The sequence below is a fragment of the Johnsonella ignava ATCC 51276 genome, assembly GCF_000235445.1.
GTDB lineage: Bacteria > Bacillota > Clostridia > Lachnospirales > Lachnospiraceae > Johnsonella > Johnsonella ignava.
Map to the genome: position 1 here is coordinate 15,022 of NZ_JH378831.1, position 24,457 is coordinate 39,478.

Genomic DNA, 24,457 nt, shown 5'->3' on the forward strand with positions numbered 1-24,457 from the left:
CTCCCTTTATATTTATACTTTTTCCAAAAAATAACCCATACATCAAACTACAGCATAAATTATACTATAAAGGTATTATCTTTACAATAATTAACGTCTAGCATTTGCGTTCGGCACCTGTGTTTGGAATATTTTTCTTAATTTAAAATCAATATAAAATCTATTTTTTATATAATGACCTTCTACCGTTGTAAAACATCATAAAAAATATAAAAAAAGACATAATGTATGCAGACATATAAGCCGGCAAATAATACATAAGGTAAGTGGCACTTGATGTTAAGAATACCAGTGCAACCCTGCCAAATACAGTTAAAATTACAGTAGCCATAAACCAATCTCTTTTTAATATTTTATATATAAAACAAAATATTATTAAAATAAGCGGAATAAAAAGATTCCAGAAAATTCTATACAATACAGTAATTCTCGCTCTGCTGTTAATACCACCTATCATCCTTATAATATCCATTCTTAATTTTTGATTAATTGGTTTTTTAAACATTGAATCTGTAACATCCCATGCATTTTTTGTAGACGGCTGCTCACTCCATTCATACAATGCTGTCTGCGGAATTATTTTTTCGTCTATAAGCCTCTCCATTTCAGACTGTTCTTCAAATAAAGTGTCATATACATAAATATTTGAACGAAGCAGCGGATATCCGTTTTCAACTGTTGTAATACCTGATGAAGCTAAAAAATTATCCCACATGGGCTTAAATGCTCTTAAAGGATATCTAAGTACAAGCTTTAAATATGCTCCCATATATTTCTTATAATCGGCATCTGAATACTCCTTCCTTACCAAATCCTTGTCCCAAAAAAGTCTCTCAGCAGTTTCATCCGGATTCTGGTATATTACATTCAGATCTATAACTTTATCCATTTCAGATAAAATATCTTTGTCCTTTGCCTTATCAGCATTAAGAACAAGGTCCGGAAGTGGCATAAATGTTGCAGTAAGTGAATAGTTGCTGCTTCCGGTAGCTATATTATTGAGTTTTCCTATTAGCACTGAAATAGCTGCTACTACAATACAATAGAACATTATACTGAGATTTTTTTCTATTTTATCTTTTATAAATATTAACAGTATCGGAAATAAAATAATATAGTATATACCTTCTGTTCTCCATACTGCCAGCATAATACATAATACAGTCAGATCTGCAAGTTTATTCTTTCCTATAATTTTATCCTGCTTTTTTATCGTTATTATTTCTGATATAAACAACAGCTCAAAAAAAGTATATAAAGCTATCCTGTATCCTGACAGACTATATGCCATAACCGGAAGAAAATTTACAGGCAAAAAAAGTATTGCCATTAAAATTTTTCTCCTGCGGGGATCATCAACATATGCAAAGGCTATATTTGAAATGCTGTATCCTGTTATAAGTGCTATTATATATAATTGAATTATAATAAGTCCCGTTGCAAATGGCAGTGTTTTCAGGCAGACAAAATAATATATACCGGTAATAAAATGCTGCCATACATATAATATATAGGATTTAGTATATAAAAAGCTCATTAGATCATCGTGCCTCATAAGTCCGGGCCATATTAAAAATAAAATTATAATATTAAATATAAAATATACCGCTGCTATACATATTGCAGCCTTGTATTTATCATCTTTAATATTAATTATAAAATGCTTTGTACGATGGACAAGAAAGTATAAAAATGCAAGATGTAATAAAATAAATTCCATATGCAACTCGTCTGTAGGCTTAAAATACATACTGGCCCATCCGGTAAGGTTCATAACCAACCATATTACTAAAGCTATTGCAAAAGATTTTTTTTCTTCTGAATCAAATAATTTTATATTTCTGATATTACTTATTTTCATAACCTAAAAAGCTTTTATAAATTCCTCTTCTCACAGAAACAGGAATAAAAAGCTACCCTCCTCACATCATAAAGTAGTATTATGTATCTTCCCTCTCCGGGGACCGTATTCCAAACTATTTTAAAATAAACTGCCAAAACTGTGGCTGTTGTTATTATATTAAAATCAATATATAAATCTAACTGTTATTTAACGGCTTTGTACTTTTGTAAAAAATCATAAATATTATAAAAAATGATAAAATGTATGCCGACATATAAGCAGGTATATAATACATTAAATAAGGGGCACTTGATGTTACAAATACAAGTGCCGTCCTGCAAAGTACAAGTAAAATTACAGCAGCAATAAACCAGTCTCTTTTTAAAATTTTATATATAAAACAAATCATTACCAAAATAAGCGGAATAAAAAAGTTCCAAAAAATCCTATATAATATAGTAACTCTGCCTCTGCTGTTAATACCTGCTATAATTCTGGTAACAGCTGTTCTCAATTTTCGGTTAATCGGTTTTTTAAAGATTGAGTCTATATTATCCCACCCTTTCTTTGTAAGCGGCTGTTTTTTGTATTCATATAATTCTGTATGTGGAAGTATATTTTCATCTATAAGTCTGTCCATCTCAGACTGCTCTTCAAACAAAATATCATATACATAAAGATTTGAGCGAAGCAATGGATATCCGTTTTCAATAGTTGTAATTCCTGCTGAAGCCAAAAAATTGTTCCACATAGGCTTAAATGCTGTTAAAGGATGTCTAAAAACAAGCTTTAAATATGCTCTGATATAGTTTTTGTAATCAGCATTTGAATATCCTTTTTTTATCAAGTCCTTATCCCAAAAAAGTTTCTCAGCAGACTCATTCGGATTTTGATATATTACATTCAGATTTATTACCTTATCCATTTCAGATAAAATCTCTTTATCCCTTTCCTTATCAGCGTTAATAACAAGCTCCGGAAGAGGCATAAATGTTGCGGTAATTGAATAATCATTACTTGAAATAGCTATATTATTAAGCTTTACCATTAACATTGAAATTATCGCTACCACAGCACAGTAAAAAATTATACTGGTTTTTTTTTCTATTTTATCTTTTATAAACATTAACAATACAGGGAATAAAATAATATAATATATTCCCTCAGATCTCCATACTGCCAGAATAATGCATAATATAACCAGTCCCGTAAGTCTATCTTTTTCTATAATCCCATCCTGCTTTTTTATGGTTATTATTTCAGCTATAAAAAGCAATTCAAAAAAACTATATAAAGCTATCCTGTAACCTGACAGGCTATATGACATAACCGGAAGGAAATTTACAGACAAAAAAAGTAATACTATTAAAATCTTCCTGCTTCGAATATCATCAACGTACGCAAAGGCTATGCTTGAAATGCTGTATCCTACTATAAGTGCTATTATATACACTTGAATTATAATAAGTCCGGTTGCAAACGGCAGCGTTTTCATGCAGAGCAAATAATACAATGCCGTAATAAAATGCTGCCATACATAGAATGTATATTCTCTAATACATGAAAAGCAAAGTAAGTCATCAAAACGAATTAGTCCTGGCCAGGTCAGAAGCAAAATTATAATATTCAGTATAAAATATGCTGATGCTATATACAATGCAGTCTTATACTTATCATCTCTAATATTAATTATAAAATGCTTTGTATGATGAACAAGAAAATATAAAAACACCAGATGTAATAATGAACATTCCATATCTACTCCACTTGTACCTCTAATATAAATCCTTGACCATCCGGTAAGGTACATAGTCAACCATATAACCAGAGCTATTGCAAAAGAAATTTTCTTTTCCGAATCAAATAATTTGATACTCCTGATATTGCTTGTTTTCATAGCCTACAAAAGCTTTTATAAATTCCTATCTTCACAGAAACAGGAATAAGAAGCTGCCCTCCTTATTTAAACATTATTTTACATTGAAAAAGCTAAGTTTTTATCTGAAATTATCCTCCATAGATAAATTCAGCTTCATAAAACTTTTAATAAAACACTATTTATCAATTGTATTTAAATAAATTATATATTCAAAACAAAAAAAAATCAATAATATAAATATATTTAATATATATTCTATATACTGTCTAAAGCTTAAAATATAAAAAATCCCCTGCCTATAACTGTTTTATACAATCTATAAGCAGCGGATTTTTAAACTTATTTTATTATTTATTACCCTCTTTTTTCTTAGTAGCAGACAAAAACAATGTAACAGAGGTATAGAAAATAACTACTGTTACAAGAACCTTAAGCACTCCAAGAGGCATATCCTTAACAATAAAGAATGCAACCAGTACACCAATTACTCCGCCAATTGTAATCATAAGAGATGCCACTCTGTTATAGGCACCTTCCTTTACAAACTTTATTGAAGCCACAGGCATAAGATATGCACATGAACCCATCATAATAGGAAATGCCACCCTTGGATTCATTCCCAACAGATATACAAGTGCCATACATGGTGCATACAAACCGATTCCTGCAGTCATAAGAGCACCTAAAAGGAAATTTACAGCTATAGCTATTATAAGCTGTATACCTGTAAGTCCTACAACTAAAGATTGTTCATCACCTGAAGGGAATAACTTGGCAAGCTGAAGTGCAAAAATTACACCTGTTACAAATAATGCAACTCCCATTACAAGCTGCACCTTTTGAGTAGGAAGCTTTGAAACTATACCTGCACCTATATATGAACCTACTGTTGCAGCTACAATCATACCTACAAGGGTTACCGGGCTTACATCTACCGCCTTTATAAATAAAAACGCCTCAGCAATAACCGGAATACAGCAGGCAACATTTAAAGTACCGGGTATAAGCCTATCCTCAGTCTGCTTTGTAAATCTAAGTGCAGATGTTGTAGGGGCAAATGAACCTATTCCAAGTGTATCAAAGAAGTTTGCAACTGCACCTATTATAAAAGTTACTATAAAACTTGTATCTTTTTCAAGTTTATCTTTGTGATCCATAAGATCTTTAACAAAGACTACTGCAAAAGCAAGTCCAAGTATTGCAAGAACAACAAGAAGCACAGTCGCAACCGGAAATGTAGATTTTGCTTCTGCTGATGTAAACATTAAAATATTCATACTTATCTCCTAAAATTTAAATAATTCCTTTGCCTATTGAAAGGTTTAGCTAATACTGCAAGCAGTTATTTTAATACAAATCCGTATTTTACAGGATCTGTTTCATCAATTACAAAATGATTAAATCCTGTAATATATGCTGAACCTGCAATCTTCGGAAGTACTGCATTATATTCACCCACTTTTGTTGTACCTACAATCTCGCCGTAAAAAAGTGTACCCAGTATACTTTCATATACAAATTTCTCGCCTTCCTTTATCTCACCTTTTGCATGAAGAGTTGCAAGCTTTGCTGAAGTTCCTGTTCCGCATGGTGAACGGTCAACCTGTCCCTGTCCGAATATAACAACATTTTTATAATTTGCCTCGGGATGTGTTGGCTTATCATAGATCTCTACCAAATCAACAGTCTTGATATGTGAAAGTGTCGGATGCGCAATTTCAATAGTAGAATTAATTTTATCCCTGAGCTTAAGTGCCGCCTCAGTAAGTTTTGAAGTATTTTCAGGCTTAATTTCAAGTCCGAACTGACCTGCATGTACTATTGCAAAGAAACTGCCTCCAAAAGAAATATCAAATTTAATATCTTTTCCGTCAAGATTAACTACCTGATCCTTTTTATACAAAAATGCCGGAACATTTACAAATGCTACGCTCTTTACCTTTTTATTTTCAACATTTGCCTCTGCCCTTATTATACCTGCCGGAGCTTCAAGAACTACCTTTGTTACGGGTTCAACCATATCAACCATACCTGTCTCAATCGCAGCAGTAACGGCACCTATTGTACCATGTCCGCACATGTTAAGATAGCCGCCTCCATCCATAAATATTATCCCAAAATCAGCTTCATCATTTGTAGGTGTAGTAAGTATAGAACCGAACATATCATTATGCCCTCTCGGCTCAAGCATTACAGCTGTTCTTATATGGTCAAGATGCTTTTCAAGATAAGCTTTTTTTTCAGGCATACTTGAACCCTTAATATTCGGGATACCTCCTATAATAATCCTTGTCGGCTCACCTGCTGTATGTGAGTCAATTGCATGTAATCCTCTAGAAAAAATCATTATTCTTCCTCCTTAAAATATTTATAAAATACTTAATACCTGTGAACACCGGATATATTTTTAAGCCAGCAAATAATCCGTATTGCCACAAAGTAATTTTTATACAGTATTACAATATAATATATTAACCACTGCTATCTTGTATTATTACGCATCTTAAGTTTTAAGAATGCAGCAGCCTTTCTTGCATCCGTTTTATTAACAGTATTTTCTCCTACTACCTCAGTTTCTATGCCCTTTTCCGATTTATTCATATCAACTATGGTATCCATATATTTATTGCTGACTACAAACTTTGCCTGAGTTCCGTTAAATGTTATACCTACTACCGGTATATTTCTTATACCTATCTCCTCTATAGTATTTGCATAGTCAACGTGTGAATTCCCCCAACCGTCGCATGAAATTATACATCCGTCGGCACGCATAGCTTCAAGAAGCTGTGCAGTCCTTTGACCCACTCTCTCTTTAGAAGCATTATCCTGAGGTGTACCCACTATTATTACACCAAGCAGATCAAGGTCTGTATCCTCGGATATTACATCAAGCAGCGGATCCCTGAAATGATGCAGACTTGTTTCCTTTGTAGATGGTCCTACGCCCATAAATTCTCCTTTCTAATCCATTGAACGAAGTGTACCGTCTCTATACTCATTTGGCGATAAAACTATCGGCATATTGCCTATATCTATTATAGAGACTCCACCGTTATATCCTGAGGGCTGGTCCGGAAAAAGCCAGTTGTCATACATGGCTCCCTGCCCTGCCACCTGTTTCACTATGGCTACCTTTTTTGCACCCATCCTGACTCTGTCATAAAATTCATGAACCTCATCGGCACTTCTTGCATCCTGAGTCCTTAAAACCCCACGTATATGGCTTATTATCTCATCACAGGCTCTAAATGCGGCAAGCGGCAGGTGTCTGTCGTATACTTCCCCTCCTTTTAAAAGTACATCAACATGTATTATTATATCCTGAGAGGAAGGAGTTCCTGCCATATTAAGCCTTAGCTTTTCCTTAAGTATACCTTCCGATGACCCGAATTCATGCATCTGACGCCCGTCTTCATCACATCCTGTAAGCATAACATAAGCCCCTGTAATTGTATGTGTTATACCGCTTCCAAGCTTTCCAAGAGCCTTTACCGATATAGGTATTATGTCCATTATTGTATTTATCTCAATATCATGCTCATGCGGTTTTATAATTCTTATATCAATTTTTTTTATAAGCTCATCTTCTAAAAGAGGAGCTATACAAGAATTATCAATACATAAGACTTTATTGTTAAAACTAAATTTTTCACAAATCTTAACCTCATTTACATGATATGAACGTACTACAAGTCTCCTCAATTCTATACTATCCACAGTATACCTCCAAAATTTAAAAAACCGCCATATTTCAGGAAATACAATTATTTTTTGATTTGCAATTGATACAAATCTCTAAGTAGATTTTATCATAAATTTGTGCTAAAAACAAATGAAAATCACTACTACTTAAAATAATATAAATATCCTTATATGACGGTTTGATTTATTTTATAATATTTTATCCAAATCTTATACTTAAAAATATAGGATTTATGTATATAAATATTATTTTAAACCTTTGCGGTATATTCATACGGCAGAGGAACTATCTGACCTGCACTTGAAATTTTTAATAACTCCTCAAGTGCAGCCTTAACTATAGCTGTCTGCATCTCTTTATCATGTGGAGCACCTGCATTTGCACCCATAGGAACACGTGGAGCAACTGCCCTTGGAGTTCCGTTTTGTCTTACTACAGGAGGTAATGCCGCAATTATAATTGTCGGAATACCTGCTGCTTCAATCGCTCTCTGCACAATCACGGCAGAGCGGTGGCAAGTACCTCAGCCTGCGGTTAAAAGAGCGTAGTCCACACCTTCATCTTTAAGTATCTTTGCTATCTCGGGACCTGTTTCATGAGTAAACTTATCCTGGTCTCCGCCGCCTCCCATAAAGCCTATATGTGTAGGTGCAACTGCTTTTATAAAGCCTTCCTTTGCAATTTCCTGAAGTCTCTCTATAGGAAACATACAGTTGATGTCCTTATTAACATCACCATTATCATATCCTCCGTGGGATACCATTAATTCTTCACCTTTTACATCTCCGGGAATTTTTCTGAATGAAAAATCACCTGCAAGATTAAATCTTTTATCTGTCTTTAAATGTACACCGGCTGCCGTTGCAATTGCAACAACTGCATCTTTTAACGGTTTTGTGGCAGGTGTCCATACCGGCGGCGGTGTTACAGGAACAAATATTTCGGACTGAAGCCCTTTTATTGCTGTAATGCTCATTCCTTCTCCTCCATTTCTTTTTCTTTTAATCTTTTATGTTCTATGTTTTGAGAATATTTTTCATTAATCTCAGGACCGAGAACTTCAGGATAACTAAGCAAGAAGCCAACCTCAAGTCCGGGTTTAAGCTCATAGTCGGTTATAACCATTCTTACCGGCACTCTCCAGCTTCCCATCCTTCCTTTAAGATCAATCCCTACAAGTCCGTCCTTTACCTCTACTATAACTCCTTCTACATAATTTTCAGTAGAAGCATATTTAAGATTATACATATATTCTCCTTAATTAAATTTTATATGGATATTTTATATAGTACCGTTTTTTAATTAAACCCATGTAAAATAAGAGCATATAATTAAAACAGTCTCTAAAAAAACATATAAGTATTCTGCAGAGCCTTACATAGAGTTACTCTTTTTCATATATTTCAATACGTTTTTTGCTCTTTGGAAGTACCTGTTCATTATCTTCAAGTACAATTTTCTTTCCGGTAGCCTTTTCAATTGCTTCAATATTGTTCAGCTTAACATTCGGATTCCACTTTCTTTCCGCCTCTTTAACGCTCTCACCCACCATAACTGTCTTAAGCATAGCAAGTGCACGAACTGCATCTTCAGGAGAAAGTGTATTATTTCCTAAAATTTCATTTTCAATTCCCTGTGCAGATTTATTGTTGTCAATCATATTCTGCATATATTTATTTCCAACAACAAGTGCACCCTGTACTGCTGAGAAGGACACACCTACTACATCCACGCCTCTCATTCCTATCTGCTCATGGTGTGAAGCGAAGTCTATATGATTATTTCCGAAGCCCTCAGTTGTAATTATAGCACCGTCGGCATCCATCATTTCAATCATCATTCCAAGTCTGCCTGAAACATAGAATTTTTCAGAGTTAATCTGCGGTGAGCCTACAAATACAACTCCTGCAAGATCTATCTCGTCATCGGCAAGTGCCTCAAGTACAAGCGGCTCTCTAAAATAATGCCTTGAGGTCTCTTTTGAAGCCGGACCTATACAAGTAAGGGCATGTATGCCTCCGTCAAGAACTTCAAGCGGAGAAAGTGCCACAGGGAGATTTCCGAGGTCAACATTGGGTTTTGCACCAAGAGTACCGACCGGTTCAACCGGCAGTATGAGATTGTCATGCATAGCACCCTGACCCATAATTTCCTTTACTATAACTACTTTTTTCTTTCCTGAATGTCTTTTCTGTACGAACTCCTCTTCAGAAACGATAAGTGATGCATCCGCTTCTTTAATTGCCTTTCTGATCTCATCGGTAATATAATCTGAAGCCCTGTGTGCAGCCAGAGGCCCTGGTCTTTCCATATTTGTATGTGCCTTTATTACAACCTCTGTCTTTATAAAGATCTCACCCTTATCAGGTGAACCCGGTCTGCCCCACATTATATTCTTTTCAAGCTCACCCTCTGAAGATCCGAACTCACCTATCTGTACCCCACCTTCATCAGTACCTGTTACCAGCATAACAACTCCGTCAAGCACTCTTGTAACACCTGTTCCGAGTTCTCCCTCTTCTTTTGCAGCTATCGGCTGTACATCCATGATCGTTTCGGAATACTGACTATACTTATCGGGTGTGATTATATCAAGCTTCAATGAAACTACAAGTTCCTGTGTTTCAACCGCTTCTTTTTCAATTCCCTTTCTTATATAGAGAGTAGTACCCTCTATCTTGGTTTCGTCTCCTATCTCAACCTTTTCAATTTTTAAATGCCTTCTCTTAAGGGTTCTCATAACCCTTTCATCACCTTCGATTTTCTTGCTTTCGCCTCCGGCAACACCGGCTTCAGCCTGAGGTACTCCCCCGGCAGCCGCAGATACCGCAGCGGGCTGCAAAGCCGGAACAGCTGCAACACCCATTGATGCGGCAACACTTAATGGAAATTCAAGATTGATATCTTTTCCCTCTCCAATATGTATTCTTACGCTTCCGCCATTACCTGATGACACAAATGCCGGTGCAGACACTGAAGATGCTGTCTGTACGGGTGCAGACGAGATTTCAGCCTTATCCTCAGCCTTAAGATCCTCAACTGATTCTGATGAAGCTGCAGCCGCACCTTCAAGCAAATCATTTGTTAAAGGTGTAAGTGCATCTGAAGTTTTTATAAGCTTTGCACCCAAAACTTCTTTAATCTTAAGGGTATTCTCTCCGATCTCAAGCAGACCGGAATCTACTAAATCCGGGAAAATTGCCGGATCTTCAAGATTTGAAGGTTCAATGATAGTTCCTGCTTCAAACCTACAGCATAATACGGCAGGATCATTTTCATGCGCTTTAGCTGTTTCTTTTGTAATTGACATAGTTTCCTCCTTTAAATTTTATATATATTTAAAGTAGCCCGGCATACTGCAGTTTTGACATTGCATTATGCCAAACTACAAATATACCTAATCTTTCTTTCTTCTGTATAACCTATGACCGCCAGCCCTAAGCGCATAATCTGTAGTATGATAAACCGGGAGTCCCAACCTGGGAGCTGCTTTAGATACTGTATTCGTTCAGTCCTCGCAGGTTCCTACAATTACGGCCTCCGCACCCATCTTCTTTAACTGCAGAACTTTTTCCGCCTGTCCGGGGCATATACCCGGAAGTTCACATCTGAATCTTCCGTTAACTTCTTTCATTCTTTTGCATTTTACGGAGCCAACTATCTCTGCACCCATGTCATTTGCAACCTGGGCAAGGCGATCATACTGTGCCCCGCACTCACATTCTATGAATCCCACTTTTCTGTGGTCTTCAATAAACGGCATTGAAACTATTATTCCTCCAAGAGTCTTAACTACCGGAGCATTTTCCTCTCCATGCTTACCTGTAAAGGGTCCTCCCAGAAGTATCTCTCCATGCGGCTCTATATAGCCTCCGCATGCATCTATATAATCCTTTATACATGCCCCTATCGGAACATCCATAAATACTTTCGGCTCATTTACTCTACCTGCTACAGTAATATCCTTTGTGATCACAGGCATCTTATCTTCTATCGCACGTGCAACATTTTTAAGGGTCTCAACATTGCTGACTATAGTTTTTGCTTCAATCGGCAGGGCACCCGGAGGCAGTTCAATACCTATAAGTTCCCTTATAATAACCCTCTCATCACCCGCCGGATACATATCAGGCAGGAATTTGATCTGTATATTGTCATATTTTTTTGCCGCTTTTGCAATGGCAATCATCTCTTTTTGGTGTTTAGGCTTTATAGCAACATATCCCTTAGGAGCACCGGTTATATCCATAACATATTTCATACCCCTAAGTATTATATCCGGATCATGAAGAATCAAATTCATATTATGGCTTAAAAGCGGCTCACATTCTGCAGCATTTGCTATAAAAACACCATCTTCAAGTCTTGATTTGTACTTTACATGTGCAGGGAAACCTGCACCTCCGGCTCCAACTATGCCGGCTTTTTGTATAAGCTCAAGGTGATCCTCTCCCTCAAGTCTTACATAATCATTAAAATCTACTTTTCCGTCATATTCTATTTCGATTTTGTTCTCATCAACAAACGACACACTTCCGGTTACGCTTGCATGTATATTTGCGCCCAACCCTGTAGGCTCGGCAATGAGCTGCCCACGCTTTACCTCATCGCCCGCCTCAACGATGGGCTTGCAAGGGGCCCCCACATGCTGCCTGAGCGGTAACACAACCTTCATAAATAATTTCCTCCTTTTACTCTTATGGTGTAAAACCATTATTACTACATATGAAATGAAAGCCTGAACTTAAATTCAGATATTTATCAATATGAAATAAAACTCTGAACTTAAATTCAGATATTTATACACACCTCAAAGCCTGCAGTAAAGAAAATATCAATAAATCTTCAATACCGCAAGCAGTGTTATATATCTTTGTCGTTAAATAATCAACTAGGGATTTTAAAAATATACAATGAAATATCCGCATTTAGAATCTCTGATGATCTCTAGCCAGCTATTGAGCATGAACATCCGGCTTTTATCAAAAATAATATCATATGTTTTATCACATACGGTATTCTAACATTGTGAAGTTTTTTTTTCAAGATAGTACTAAATTTTCGGCTTTATACACTAAAAGTAGATATGAAATTTGTGCATACTGTATATTGACTTTTTTAATATATAAATAAATATTGATTAAATCAGTATTTATTTATATATTAAAAAACTGTAGAAGTATGATATTTAATCCACTTTTACAGTTTTTTTATTTAAAATTATCTATTTTACAGTCGAAATACGTTTATTTGTGATTTGACCGCTTATTATATTAAACAGTCCTGCTTTTTTAAGTGCCGGTCTCAAAGCTGTATATACAAATACTACCACTACTACGCATACTGCCGCATTTATTGTAGTTGCAAGCCCTGAGAGTTTTGCAATAATACTTACGGCTTTTACATCCATTCCTAAATAATATCTGTTGAAAAAAAATCCAAACAGAGGATCCATTATTACATTAAATCCCAATGCCACAGCACTTGAAATCAATGTCCATTTAAAAACATATGATTTTTCATCATGCTCATTGATATGTGCTATCTTATGTGCTATAAATCCCGCTATAAATCCTATACAAAATTTAAGTATAAAGGTTTTTGGAGCACTTGTCTGATACCTCGGATCCATAAGATCTGCAACCGACATGCCTATACTTCCTGCAAAACCGCCATATTCACCTCCTAAAAGCAGTGCCGCAAGCACACATATTGCATTTCCGACATGAAGTGCAGTATGTTCACCGTTTGGAGTCGGGATCGGTATTTTCAGATAAGTAAACGCTGCATAACACAGTGCTGCCATAAGCGCAGTAAAACTTATCTTATAAATAAGTGAGCTGTTTTGTCTTTCCATAATTACCTCCGGTATATACCAAATATAAATTATAATGGAAGTGTTAATATATGTAATACATATTAAAATCTCCGCTTCCTGCAACATATAATAGCATAAAAATGGACTTTTCAGTATTGCCGGTTATTTATTATTTGACCAGTCCGGTTTTTTGTCTCTGCTTTCTATAACCATAACCGCACCATCTTCAAAACTTACATATCCACTTGGCTCTATAAGTTCATTGCTTATTGTTAAGCTTGGATTTAACCAGCTGTCAAGAACCTGTGTCCTAAGCGGATACTTAAATCCTGTAATATAAAAGTTTGAAACAGGTCTGTAAGTTGAAAAAAAAGCAATATACTTTCCATATAGATTTGATCTGTTAAGCTCAAATGACGATTTTCTGAAATAGATTTTATTAAATTCATCAAAAATATATACATCTACATCATTTTTTATACATTTATATGCCAGATATATATTGGCGAAGGTGTGATCCATCCTGCCGCCAAGACAGTTTAACATATATATTTTTCTTATGCGGGCTTTTATACACTCATCTACTGCAAGTTCAGTATCGGAAGCATCTTTTATAGGATTATGCCTTATTATCCTTATATCCTTTTTGTCAATATATTTTTTCAAAATCCCTTTTCCTACCGAATCAAAATCTCCAAGAATTATATCAGGAACTATATTTATTGAATCAAGTGCCTCAAGCCCCGAATCAACAGCAAATATAAGCTCATTGTCCTTTTTATTTATTAAAAAGTTTTTTACAAACGCTTTATCTGAAGGCTTTCCTGCGATCAAATATACACTTTCAGGTGTTTTTTTTAAGATGCCCATAATAAACTCCCGTTTTTAAATTACTCTCTTTCTTCAAGCAGACCTTTTAAAAATCTTATATTATCTGAAATATCACCTGAAAATATTGCTGAACCCGCAACTATATTATCCGCACCAGCCTCTGCTATATCTGCGATATTTTCCTTATTTACTCCCCCGTCAACCTGTATTGAATATGAAAGTGCATTATCTGATTTTATTGCTTTAAGGCGTTCTATCTTTCTTTTAGTATATTCTATAAACTGCTGTCCGCCAAACCCCGGATTTACACTCATCACAAGCACCATATCCACAAAAGGCAGTATCTCATCAAGAAGAAGTACAGGAGTTGCAGGATTTAATGCAACACCGGTTTTTTTACCGCTTTTTCTGATTTTTTCAAGTGCACTGTCAAGGTGTCTGCAAGTCTCTATATGCAGTGTGATAGAATCAGCCCCTGCATATATCATATCATCAATATATCTTTCAGGTGCTTCAACCATCATATGTACATCAAGAAACATATCTGTATATTTTCTCAATGATTTTATAACAGGCGGACCAAAAGAAATATTCGGAACATACATCCCATCCATAATATCAAGATGAAGACTTCTTATGCCGTTTAATTTTAATATATCAATCTGACTCCTTAAATTAACAAAATCAGCAGCCAGCAAAGACGGTGATAAAGTAACCATCAGTACCTCCTCTTATTTGCAAGTTCATTATATATTTTTACATAATTGTCGTACCTTAACCGTGATACTGTATTATCATCAAGAGCCTGTTTTACCGCACATCCCGGCTCTGATATATGAGAGCAAAGTGCAAACCTGCATTTCTTACCGGGTTTTGTAAACTCAGGATAATATTCTCTAAGGCTTTCTTTTTCAAGTCCTTCAAGCGACACAGAGGTAAACCCGGGTGTATCAAATATACAGGTTGTCTTATCAACTATAAATACCTGTGAATGTCTTGTAGTATGCTTACCTCTTTCAATTTTTCTGCTTATCTCGCCTGTCTGCATATCAGCCATAGGAAACAGGCGATTTGTTATTGAAGATTTTCCAACACCTGAAGGACCGGCAAAAAGTGTAGTCTTGCCTTTAAGAAATGCCCTGAGGTCTTCCATTCCATACCCATCACTTGCACTTATTACTATATTTTCATAGCCTGCTCTTTTATATGCTTTGACATAATCCGGAATATCAGGACTTAAATCATTTTTATTCCAAAGTATGGCAGCATCAAATCCCTGAAGTTTTATACTTATAAGGTATTTATCAAGCATGCACAGCTGTGGCTTCGGCTTAAAAAAAGACAATACTGTCAAAATAATATCAATATTTGCCGCTGCAGGGCGTAAAAGCTCATTCTTTCTGGGAAGTATATTTATTATATTTCCATTTTTTCCTGCAGCATCTAAAATTTCAAATTCCGCATTATCCCCCACAAGCGGTTTTATATCATTGCGCCTGAACAGTCCTTTTGCCCTGCATTCATATATATCTCCGCCATACAGCACATAGTAAAATCCCGCTATGCCTTTTATTATTTTTCCTTCCATAAACTAAATTTAAATTAAAGCTTTATTCCATTTTAAAGAATTCAACATTATATGACTTAAGTACATTCTGGCTGTCAGCCTCAACAACTTCTACCGTTCCCTGGTCTACACCGTAGGCTCCTTCAATATTCCTAAATCTTATCGGAAGTATTGTATCCCCCGTAATTTTTCTCGGTTCCATAAGAGTTGTATAAACATTCTGACCATTGACTGTCTGTTTAAGTCTTATCATTATATTTACACTTGTCGTTGATGAACCCGGACCGACAAGATCCGAGATATTATATGTGGCATCTATTGAAGCAACATATTTATAATTTTTAGGTACTGTTGCGGCAGTGGTTGCTGCAGTAGTCTCAGGAGGTTTCGGACCAAGACTTAAAACATAGTCAATCTTACTGCCTTCGGGCAACATAGCATTTTCCTCGGTAGACTGAGAAATTACACTTCCTTTAGGTACTGTATCATTATATTCACTTTTCACCTCTCCTGAGACAAGCTTTGAAGCTTTAAGTATTTTATTAACTTCGGCTTCAGTTTTTCCCACCAGCTTAGGCATCTTGACTTGTTTTATTTCTTTGCCTTTGCTTGAATATAAGGTTACACTTCCATTTTTGGTTGCAATTTCAGGATCATATTTTATAAGCATTCCCTGTTCTATATTATCATCAAACTGCTCTACGATAGTTACTTTTACACCATGACTCTCAAGTACATTTCTGGCATTTTCCGCTGTCAACTTATCTATGCCTAACTTTTTTATATCAATCTTATCGGTACCGAGGCTTACTATAACCTCAACATTTGAATATTTTGCAATTTTTTCATTAGCACCGGGACTTTGTGATATAACATAATCTTTATCAACATTATCATTATATACACTTTCTTTAACCTTAAACTGCAATGAAAGTTCCTTAAGCCTCGCCTGTGCAAGATCCTGATTCATACCTGTCAAATCAGGAACAGTTACAAGATCTTCCTGTGAACTTTCTGAACTTGAATTACTGATTATAAAACCTGATGTTGTAGTGTCTATTCTTTTATTTTTTTTGTCAAGCACACCGCTTATAACTATAAATATAAATACCAGTACAAAAACAAGTATAAATGCTATTATAATTCCCGCAATCGTCATAGCCTTGTCAAAACCTGTTCTTTCCTCATCAGGCTGCTCTAAAATATCTTCTTTGCTCACATTCCTTGGAATTGCATTATTCCCTCTTGACATTCTATGAGCCTCTTCAATACGGTTGTTGTCAGATTTATCCTTTCTGACATCATTTTTTATATCATTATTATACCTGTTGTAGATTTGAGATTGACTGTTTACAGGTGCCTGAGCACCATCCGCCTGAATATCTTCTTTATAATTTCTTCTTCCTTCCGGTGCTGCATCTAAAATTTGTCCAATTTTTACATTATCAGATCTTCTGACAGGAGAATAAAATAGTGTATCACCTTTTAAAGACTTTTTTTCTTCTTCCTCTTTTTTAAGGCTTTCCTTGCGTTCTTCCTTTGCAATTGCTCTTCTAAGGTCTGCAATAAGACTGCCAATATCATTATACCTTCTTTCAGGCCTTTTCTGTATACATCTTAAAATAATCCTCTCTAAATCCTCATTTATATCAGGATACCTTACACTTGGAGGTATAGGAGCATCTTCAACATGTGCAAGTGCTACACTGACTGCGGTAGAGCCTTCAAACGGAGGTCTTCCGCATACCATCTCATACATTGTAACACCAAGTGAGTATATATCGCTCCTTTCATCAATAATTCCACCTTTTGCCTGTTCAGGTGAGATATAATAAACAGAACCTATTGCCATATTGAGCGGTTCAGATGATGCTGCACCCGCTATTCCAAAATCAGCTACTTTAACACATGAGTTTTTTGATAATATTATATTTTGAGGTTTTATGTCTCGATGTATAATGCCTCTTTCATGTGCGACCCTAATACCCAGCGCCACACTAAGAGATATACTTGCAGCACTGATAAAATCAAGCCTGCCTTTTCTGGCTATATATGCCTTAAGTGTGCTGCCTTCAATAAGCTCCATAACTATAAAATGAATCTTTCCATCATCAACTACGTCATATACTCTTACTATATGTTCATTTTCAAGTTTTGCAGCCGACTGTGCTTCTATTTTAAACCTTTTTACAAATCCCTCATCATCTGCAAATTCATCTTTAAGTACCTTGATTGCAACAAATCTTTCAAGTGTATGACATCTTGCTCTATATACATCAGACATTCCGCCTGAACCAATTTTTTCTATAATTTCATATCTGTTTAGAAGAAATGTTCCGGGTCTTAATATCATAAATCCACCTCATCAACACCGTAATTGTCTGAAGTTACTAAAATCACAGATATATTATCTACACCACCCCGATTGTTAGCTAAGGCAACAAGTGTTTTGGCAGCATTATCAATGTCCCCGGCATTTCTCACTGTCTCTAATATATCATCGTCATACAGCATATTAGTCAGTCCGTCAGAGCACAGCAGTATTACATCCCTGTCATTAAAATCCATTTCAAATATATCTATATCTATATCTTTTTTTACACCAACTGCACGAGTTATAAGATTTTTATTTTGCTCATACTCAATACTGTTTCTGTCCATAAATCCCTTTAAAACCATCTCTTCAACATAGGAATGATCTCTTGTAATCTGCCTTATACTGTCATTTACAATATAAAGCCTGCTGTCTCCTACATTACATACATATAGAATGCCTTCTGTAATACTTGCAGCAACCAGAGTTGTACCCATACCATGAAGATTATCGTTGTTTAAAGCCTCCTTATAAATAGACATGTTGGCGTAGCATATTGCATCTGCGAGTACCTTTGACGGCTTATTTTCTTTTTTTGTATTTACATTACCGGTACTGTTTTGAGTCATATAAGCCAAAAGATATTCTATCGCAGAGTTTGAAGCATATCCTCCGGCTTTTTCACCACCCATACCGTCTGCCACTATATATAAATTCGGCAAGCATCCTACCGGTTTGATGCTGGTAAAAATACTATCCTGGTTGGCAGCACGTGCCATGCCCTTATCAGACAATGCAGCTACACGCATATCTGACATCCCTCCTGTAAAAAATATTTTATAGCATAGCAGTTTAATATATGCTGTATAAATTAATAAATTACATTTAAGTAAACTGCTCAAAAAACCTAATAGCTTTTATAATATCATAAAATCACTTATATGAATAGTATAAAAAAGCAATGTAGCAATGCTCTCTTGTACGTTTATTATACTTAATATTGTAAAAAAATATAAAAAAAGCCCACAAACTCTTTACTTATGCCTGTTAAAAGCAATTTAAAGTAGTTCGCAGACTTTTTAAATATAGATTTCATATCAATTAAATAAATAATAAAATTACCTTGCCTGTAATGATGAACCTGCCGCTGTCGAAGATGCTCCACCTGCTGCCTTAGTGGTTGAACCACCTGCTGCTGTAGTTGTAGCGCCTGCCGCCTTAGTGGTTGAGCTGCCTGCCGCTGTAGTTGCTCCGCCTGCCGCTGTGGTTGCCCCGCCCGCTGCTGTAGTTGAGCTGCCTGCTGCTGTGGTTGCCCCGCCTGCCGCTGTGGTTGCTCCGCCTGCCGCTGTGGTTGAGCTCTCACTGCTTGCATTTCCTCCGCATGCAGTCATACTTAATACAAGTGATCCTAAAACAAATGCTCCTAATAATTTTTTCATAATATCTCCTTTTATATATATAAATATAATTATTTATGTCTTAAACGTATAAGCTGATACCGCTAAAACATGGTGCTATAATATCACAAAATATTAAAGATTTCCAGTTTTTTATATTATTGACAATTTATCTCATTAAATCAGTTTCGGTAAACACCGGTTAAGCATCTTATATGCGAAAATTTCAAGAACTTTTTATACTCTTATGCGGCTTTAGATAAAACCCACTCTAAATTTGTAATAAATATTATATAATAATCAGTTTTAATTATATTTTAATTTTTCTCCTGATATCCCATCTTTGTTAATTGTGTGTCTATTTTAGACATCTTCAAATCATCATTTTGTGAATATAAAAGAGTTCCCTGGGCTTCACCAAGCTTTTTTAAATCAACTTTACTAAAGTCAATTGATATATCTTCAACATAATGATCTTCACCATATTCCACTTTTAAGTCAACTCCGTCAAGTGCGGAAATTGTTTTTTCAAGAGGCTCCAATACCTTTTGTGCTTCTTCTTTGGTTTTAACATTGAGCTTACTATACATCATCTTTGTATTTCCGGTCTGGGCAAGCACATTATCGTCATTATAGTCAAATTTAACCTCCAGTTCATTTTGACCATCACTGAATACATAAGTCTTTGTCCCTTGACCTTTAAAATCTTCAGCACTTTTGCTCTCTTCCTTATTCTCAGCTTTGCCCGCTCCTCCTGAACACGCTGATATGCTTAACACTGCCGCTCCTATTAATAATACACTAAAAATCTTTTTCATAACATATCTCCTTTAGATTTTTTATATACATCCACCATGTATATCCTTGGTGATTCTAGCATAAATCGTATATTTATGTCAATATTTTTAAATGATTCCATCCTCATAATGACGCCTGAGCTGTCCACACGCACCGTCTATATCTCTTCCCATTTCACGCCTTATAGTTGTATTTATTCCTGCTTTTAAAAGTAAATTCTTAAAATCTTCAGCCTTTTTCTTGTCTGACTGCCTATACTGCCTTTCTTCTATAGGATTTACAGGTATAAGATTTACATGGGCTTTTTGATTTTTTATAAGCTTTATAAGTTTATATGCCTCCTGTTTGCTGTCATTTACACCTGCAACAAGTGCATACTCAAATGAAACCCTCCTGCCGGTCTTTTTAAAATAATAACTGCATGCATCAAGCACTTCATTTATGTCATAAATTTCAGCAACCGGCATAAGCCGTTTTCTTGTGATATTGTCAGGAGCATGAAGTGAAAGAGCTAGAGTAACCGAAAGCTTTTCATCTGCGAGTTTTTTTATCTGAGGTACTATACCGCAGGTTGATATGGTAATATTTCTCTGGCTTATATTTAAACCGTGAATATCACTTATCATATGTACAAAACTTACTATATTTTCATAATTATCCATAGGTTCCCCTACACCCATTATAACTATATTTGAAATTCTTTCACCCACACTCCTTCCTATAGAGTATACCTGTGCCAACATCTCTGCATTTGTAAGGTTTCTTACAAGTCCTCCAAGTGTTGATGCACAAAAAGTGCAGCCCATCCTGCAGCCTACCTGAGAGGAAATACACACGGAATTTCCATGTTTATATCTCATAAAAACACTTTCTATAATATTACCGTCATCAAGCTTAAAAAGATATTTTCTTGTACCGTCAATAGGCGACTCTTTAAACATTACCTCCTTAAGACCTGAAATATAATATTCCTTAGCCAGTTTCTTTTTAAGCTCTGAAGGTACATTATTCATCTCTTTAAAATCTGATATATGTTTAATATGTATCCATTCATATATCTGCTTTACACGGTAAGCAGGCTCCTTAAGGTTTTCAATCACATGGCTTATTTCTTTAAAATCGAGTTTTTTTAAATCTTCCATAATACTATTTTATTATCTTCTCAAACACTGCAATAAAAAATCCGTCATGGCTATACTTTGTAGGTATAAGCTGTACACAGCCCTTTTTTGAGGTGTCTGAATTAAATCTTTTTTTAAATTCATTGAAATCAAAGCCTATATCAGCACATTTTTCTAAATCAACCATTTTAAAATCATGATTATTTTTAAGAAAATATTCCACATTTTCTTCATTTTCAGCACTGTTTAAAGTACATGTACTGTATATAAGCCTACCCCCGTCTTTTACATACAAGGCTGCTTTGTCAAGTATACTTCTTTGAAGACCGGCAAGATTTTCACATTTTTCGGGAGTCATATTATATTTTATATCAGGTTTTCTTCCAATTACGCCAAGCCCTGAACATGGCAGATCCGCAATAACCACATCGGCAATTTTCTCAAGTTCCTTATTAAAGCAGGAAGCATCATTTATAGAACAGTATATATTTTTAAATCCTGATCTTTCAGCATTTTCCTCAAGTCTTCTAAGTTTATTTTCACTCAGATCAAAAGCCAGCACCTTTCCGCTTCCATTAAGTATATCTGCTGCATGGATCGTTTTTCCGCCGGGAGCCGCACAAAGATCAACAACTGTATCACCCTGCTTTATTCCTGCCATCTTTGTTACAATAAATGAACCCAAGTCCTGTATATATGCTTCTTTTCCTGACAATACTCCAAGTCCTGCCAGATTATCGAAACCGGATATATATATAAGTTCATCAAAAAAATCCGAGTATGATACTTCAATGCCAGAATCTTTAAGTTTTTCAACCACTTCTCCTGTACAGGTATTTGAAATATTTATCCTTATGCTTAAAGGGCTTTTTGCTAAAAAAGCTTCACATATAGCCAGAGTATCAGTATGATTAAATCTTTTTTCAAGTAAATCCATAATCCATTCAGGCATTGAGTATTTTATCCTGTCATCCGGAAACTCTATAGCAGATATATTTGATGCGGTTTTTCTCAAAACTGCATTTACATAGCCTTTAAGCCCGTAAAATCCATGTTTTTTTGTAAGTTTTACCGCTTCATTGCATACGGCGGCAGCATGTATTTTATCCATATACATAATCTGATATATGCTTATTCTTAGTATATTCTTTATATACGGTCTGATTTTTAAGGGCTTCACATTACTGTAAAGCCCTATTATATAATCAATACATATAAGATTCTCATATGTTCCCTTGACAAGCCTTGATATAAAGGCTCTTTCAGCCTTTGATATATATGCATATTTTTTCATTGCCATGTCAAGAAGCTCATTTATATTTTTATTTCCGGATCCGGCGATACTTATAATTTCTACCGCTATCTCTCTTTCATTTATATGTTTATCAGCCACGCCTGCTCCTTGAAAGAAGCATCAGCCTTAAAAGCTGAAGTGCATTTGCAACAGCAACTGCCACATATGTAAGTGCAGCGGCATCAAGAACTTTCTTCGCTCCCTTTATTTCATTATCCTGTATGATTCCTCCTGATTTAAGTTGTTTAAGTGCCCTTGCCGAAGCATCATACTCAACCGGAAGTGTAATTATCTGAAACAGTACTACAATTAAAAACATAAAAATTCCAAGCTGTATAAAGAAAGTACCTGCCTTACTAAGTAAAAATCCTATAACTATAAGCGGCCATGATAAAGCTCCACTTATACTTGCAAGCGGTACTACCGCCGTACGCAAAGTAAGCGGAAGATATTCGCTGTTATGCTGTATAGCATGTCCACATTCATGTGCTGCCACACTTATTGCCGCTATTGAAGTTGAGTAGTATATGCCTTCACTTAGATTAACCGTCTTTGAAACAGGATTGTAATTGTCTGTAAGTTCTCCATTTATAGGCAATACCTGAACATCATATATACCATTATTTCTAAGTATGGCAAGTGCGGCATCAACTCCTCTAATTCCGGACATACTCGGTACCTTTAAATATTTTGAATATATAAATCTGAGACTCGCATTTGCAAGCATCGAAAGCACTATTCCTATAATAACCAACATGTATGTAGGATCATACAAATAATATAGTAAATTAAGCATTTTTCGTATAAGTATATTTATAAAAAATATACTCAATTCTCCTTTCTCTTTTGCTCATAGTTAAATTATTAAATAATAACTTAATCATCACTTTCTTTATAGACTCTGTCTGGATACGCAAAAAATCACGGGCTTTCAAACAGCATTTTCTTAATTGTATAGCCACGCAGGAATGAAGCCGTGTCCATACGTTTTTTACCCTCAAGCTGAAGACTGAGTATTTCAAGAAAACCATCTGAGCATACCGTATAAAGTCTTTCTCCTATACATATCAAACTGCCATGCTGAAGCTCATTAAAACCGTTCAAACTGTTAAACTCGCTGTCGCATATATCTGCCGACCATATTTTCAATGTTTTTTTATCAAGCCATGTATAGGCACTCGGCCATGGATTAAGCCCTCTTATAAGCCTTTCTATATATGCCGCAGGTTGAGAAAAGTCTATAATCCCGTTTTGCTTTTTTATCATTTTTGCATATGAACTGCCCGATTCTTCCTGCTTTACCGGCTTTAAACTTCCACTTCTTAAATCATTTAAAGTATCAATTATAGCCTCTGCTCCTAAACATGCCAGTCTTTCAAAAAGTCTTCCGGCAGTTTCTTTCTTATCTATAACAACTTCATATTTTTTTAAAATATCTCCTGTATCAAGCCCCTCATTCATAAGCATTGTGGTAATACCGGTTTTTTCAATTCCGTCAATTATTGCCCATTGTATAGGAGCGGGACCCCTATATGCCGGAAGTAGTGAAGCATGTATGTTTATACAGCCATAAGGCGGTATATCCAATATCCTTTTAGGAAGCAGCCTTCCATAAGCGGCAACTATAAAAACATCCGCATTTAAGGATTTCAGCTTATCAAATATCTCATCACCTTTTAAATCTTCAGGCTGCAGCACCTCTATAGAATGTTTTAATGCTTCCTCTTTTACCGGAGTAAAAGTAAGTTCATGACCTCTGCCCCTCGGTTTATCTTCTCCTGTAACAACCGCTGCCACTTCATAGCCGTCTCTTATCACTGCTTTAAGCGCTTCAAGTGCAAAATCAGGTGTTCCCATAAATACTACTTTCATTATTTTCACCTATTTTA

At 35.5% G+C, this 24,457-nt stretch carries 20 protein-coding genes and 1 pseudogene; all 21 read right to left on the reverse strand.

All coding sequences use genetic code 11. The annotated features are described in order from the left end of the window. Positions 1-160: 160 nt before the first annotated feature. A complete protein-coding gene (locus HMPREF9333_RS04560; RefSeq protein ID WP_005540164.1) occupies positions 161-1,861 on the reverse strand; it encodes a hypothetical protein in 1,701 nt (566 codons plus the stop codon). A gap of 178 nt (positions 1,862-2,039) precedes the next feature. Continuing rightward, positions 2,040-3,740: a hypothetical protein gene (locus HMPREF9333_RS04565; RefSeq protein WP_005540166.1), complete on the reverse strand. Its 1,701-nt coding sequence runs from the start codon at positions 3,738-3,740 to the stop codon at positions 2,040-2,042. A gap of 329 nt (positions 3,741-4,069) precedes the next feature. Next, positions 4,070-4,999 (reverse strand): sulfite exporter TauE/SafE family protein, encoded by a 930-nt coding sequence (locus HMPREF9333_RS04570; protein WP_005540168.1) that lies wholly within the window; start codon positions 4,997-4,999, stop codon positions 4,070-4,072. Between the two features lie 65 nt (positions 5,000-5,064). Then, positions 5,065-6,069 (reverse strand): proline racemase, encoded by a 1,005-nt coding sequence (locus HMPREF9333_RS04575; protein ID WP_005540169.1) that lies wholly within the window; start codon positions 6,067-6,069, stop codon positions 5,065-5,067. A 134-nt stretch (positions 6,070-6,203) separates the two neighbouring features. Continuing rightward, a pseudogene (gene prdD / locus HMPREF9333_RS13250) lies at positions 6,204-7,442 on the reverse strand (proline reductase cluster protein PrdD). 236 nt (positions 7,443-7,678) lie between these two features. Beyond that, positions 7,679-8,404: a D-proline reductase (dithiol) protein PrdB gene (gene prdB / locus HMPREF9333_RS12515; RefSeq protein WP_083816578.1), complete on the reverse strand. Its 726-nt coding sequence runs from the start codon at positions 8,402-8,404 to the stop codon at positions 7,679-7,681. Further along, entirely contained in the window at positions 8,401-8,676 is a 276-nt protein-coding gene (locus HMPREF9333_RS04600) for a CBO2463/CBO2479 domain-containing protein (protein ID WP_005540178.1), read from the reverse strand. Before HMPREF9333_RS04600 ends, prdB begins: the two co-directional genes overlap by 4 nt. 136 nt (positions 8,677-8,812) lie before the next feature. Next, positions 8,813-10,738, reverse strand: coding sequence for a D-proline reductase (dithiol) proprotein PrdA (gene prdA / locus HMPREF9333_RS04605; protein ID WP_005540179.1), 1,926 nt, complete (start codon positions 10,736-10,738; stop codon positions 8,813-8,815). A gap of 87 nt (positions 10,739-10,825) precedes the next feature. Beyond that, entirely contained in the window at positions 10,826-12,103 is a 1,278-nt protein-coding gene (gene prdC, locus HMPREF9333_RS04610) for a proline reductase-associated electron transfer protein PrdC (RefSeq protein ID WP_207635714.1), read from the reverse strand. Positions 12,104-12,652: 549 nt separating this feature from the next. Next, entirely contained in the window at positions 12,653-13,285 is a 633-nt protein-coding gene (locus HMPREF9333_RS04615) for an ECF transporter S component (protein WP_005540182.1), read from the reverse strand. Between the two features lie 123 nt (positions 13,286-13,408). Next, positions 13,409-14,116 carry a thiamine diphosphokinase gene (locus tag HMPREF9333_RS04620; protein WP_005540184.1) on the reverse strand — a complete coding sequence of 236 codons (708 nt, stop codon included), beginning with the start codon at positions 14,114-14,116 and terminating at the stop codon, positions 13,409-13,411. A gap of 20 nt (positions 14,117-14,136) precedes the next feature. Beyond that, complete coding sequence (gene rpe, locus HMPREF9333_RS04625; protein WP_005540186.1) at positions 14,137-14,796, reverse strand: ribulose-phosphate 3-epimerase; 660 nt, start codon at positions 14,794-14,796, stop codon at positions 14,137-14,139. Further along, entirely contained in the window at positions 14,796-15,665 is an 870-nt protein-coding gene (gene rsgA / locus HMPREF9333_RS04630) for a ribosome small subunit-dependent GTPase A (RefSeq protein ID WP_005540187.1), read from the reverse strand. The genes rpe and rsgA overlap by 1 nt, the downstream gene beginning before the upstream one ends. 22 nt (positions 15,666-15,687) lie before the next feature. Beyond that, positions 15,688-17,997 (reverse strand): protein kinase domain-containing protein, encoded by a 2,310-nt coding sequence (locus HMPREF9333_RS04635; protein WP_005540190.1) that lies wholly within the window; start codon positions 17,995-17,997, stop codon positions 15,688-15,690. Further along, positions 17,994-18,767, reverse strand: coding sequence for a Stp1/IreP family PP2C-type Ser/Thr phosphatase (locus HMPREF9333_RS04640; RefSeq protein WP_005540192.1), 774 nt, complete (start codon positions 18,765-18,767; stop codon positions 17,994-17,996). The genes HMPREF9333_RS04635 and HMPREF9333_RS04640 overlap by 4 nt, the downstream gene beginning before the upstream one ends. Before the next feature lie 309 nt (positions 18,768-19,076). Beyond that, complete coding sequence (locus tag HMPREF9333_RS12860; RefSeq protein WP_005540193.1) at positions 19,077-19,397, reverse strand: hypothetical protein; 321 nt, start codon at positions 19,395-19,397, stop codon at positions 19,077-19,079. Between the two features lie 275 nt (positions 19,398-19,672). Further along, the gene (locus HMPREF9333_RS12185) at positions 19,673-20,173 is read right to left on the reverse strand and encodes a DUF1307 domain-containing protein (RefSeq protein WP_005540195.1); all 501 of its coding nucleotides are present in this window, start codon (positions 20,171-20,173) and stop codon (positions 19,673-19,675) included. An 87-nt stretch (positions 20,174-20,260) separates the two neighbouring features. Continuing rightward, positions 20,261-21,295: a 23S rRNA (adenine(2503)-C(2))-methyltransferase RlmN gene (gene rlmN / locus HMPREF9333_RS04655; RefSeq protein WP_005540196.1), complete on the reverse strand. Its 1,035-nt coding sequence runs from the start codon at positions 21,293-21,295 to the stop codon at positions 20,261-20,263. A 4-nt stretch (positions 21,296-21,299) separates the two neighbouring features. Next, positions 21,300-22,667, reverse strand: a complete 1,368-nt coding sequence (gene rsmB / locus HMPREF9333_RS04660; protein WP_005540198.1) for a 16S rRNA (cytosine(967)-C(5))-methyltransferase RsmB — start codon at positions 22,665-22,667, stop codon at positions 21,300-21,302. After that, a complete protein-coding gene (locus HMPREF9333_RS04665) occupies positions 22,660-23,364 on the reverse strand; it encodes a zinc metallopeptidase (RefSeq protein ID WP_005540200.1) in 705 nt (234 codons plus the stop codon). The genes rsmB and HMPREF9333_RS04665 overlap by 8 nt, the downstream gene beginning before the upstream one ends. Before the next feature lie 125 nt (positions 23,365-23,489). Further along, positions 23,490-24,440: a methionyl-tRNA formyltransferase gene (gene fmt / locus HMPREF9333_RS04670; protein WP_005540202.1), complete on the reverse strand. Its 951-nt coding sequence runs from the start codon at positions 24,438-24,440 to the stop codon at positions 23,490-23,492. Positions 24,441-24,457 lie beyond the last annotated feature (17 nt).